Here is a 1239-nt window from a genome sequence, read left to right as displayed (position 1 = left end):
CAAGGAGGCCGCAGGCGGGGCGGTCCCCGGTCGGCCGGCCGCCGCCGAGCCGGCGGTCAGCCGGCTCCCGGCGCGCTCCCGTACTTCGCATTCTCCTGTTCCGGTGCCGATCTGCGGTGCAGGCTGAGCGTGACACGCCGCACGCCGGCAGAATGCCCCAGTCCGGGGCGGTACCGGGGCGACCGTGCCGGCACCCACCTGCGCCCCCGGAGATCCCCGCCATCGCCGTGCGACCGACCGGCCCTCCGACTGTGGGCGCGGTCGAAGGGGAAGGGGACCTGATCGAGGCCTACGGTCCTCCCGAACGAGCGAAGGATGAGAGGAGGGGCCATGCTTGAGCGAGACGGGTATCCCGCGGGCGTCCCGTGCTGGGTCGACATCGAGGGTCCCGATCCGGAGGCGGCGATGCGCTTCTACAGCGGGCTCTTCGGCTGGGAGTTCGACGACAGTACGCCGCCGGGCTCGTCCGGCCGCTACTTCGTGGCCCGGCTGAGAGGTGCCGCGGTCGCCGGGGTCGGGTCGCCGGGGAAGGGCGAGCCTTCGGCCCCGGCCTGGAACACCTACGTCCGCGTCGAAGACGCCGACGCCGCTGCCGCGGAGATGGCCGGCGCCGGCGGTCGGGTCCTCACCGGGCCCTACGAGATTCCCGGAGCGGGCCGCGCGGCGGTGTGCGCCGATCCGGCCGGGGCGCTCTTCCGGATCTGGGAGCCCAAGGGGCACGAGGGCGCAGAACGGGTCAACGAACCGGACACCTGGAACATGAGCGAGCTCACCACCCACGATCCCGAGGCGGCGAAGGCCTTCTACGGTGCGGTGTTCGGCTGGGAGGCCGATCCGGTGGACTTCGGCGCCGAGACCTCCACGATGTGGCGGCTGCCCGGTTACGGGGGATTCACCGAGGACTACGAGCCCGACATCCGCAGCCGCCAGTGGGAGGAGGGCGTCCCGCCGGGCTTCGAGGACGCGGTCGGATGGATGGTGCGGATGCCCGGCGACGTCTCCGGCGAGGAAGGGCCGCGCTGGAGCGTCACGTTCGCGGTCGGCGACGTCGACGCGGTCGCCGAGCGGGCCGCGCGGATCGGCGGCGGGGTGGAGACGGCGCCGTTCGACGTCGGTGACAACGTGCGGCTCGCGGTCCTGCGCGACCCCTTGGGGGCGGTTTTCGCGGTGAACAGGTGGCGCTCTTGAGGGGAGCGGGCCGTCCCGCCACCCGCGTTCCCAGCCTCACGGGAGAGAACA

At 73.2% G+C, this 1239-nt stretch carries 1 protein-coding gene; it reads left to right on the top strand.

Going from position 1 to position 1239, the window contains the following annotated elements:
* The first annotated feature begins 330 nt into the window (after positions 1-330).
* Entirely contained in the window at positions 331-1188 is an 858-nt protein-coding gene (locus VS93_RS26380) for a VOC family protein (RefSeq protein WP_046472540.1), read from the top strand.
* The last annotated feature ends 51 nt before the right edge of the window (positions 1189-1239 follow it).

The sequence above is a fragment of the Allosalinactinospora lopnorensis genome (genome assembly GCF_000981225.1).
Classification (GTDB): Bacteria; Actinomycetota; Actinomycetes; order Streptosporangiales; family Streptosporangiaceae; genus Allosalinactinospora; species Allosalinactinospora lopnorensis.
This window is presented reverse-complemented; position numbering and strand designations above follow the sequence as displayed.

Excerpts from the sequence above, each read along its gene's own strand:
- VS93_RS26380 (WP_046472540.1), top strand. The coding sequence starts at position 331 with ATGCTTGAGCGAGACGGGTATCCCGCGGGCGTCCCGTGCTGGGTCGAC.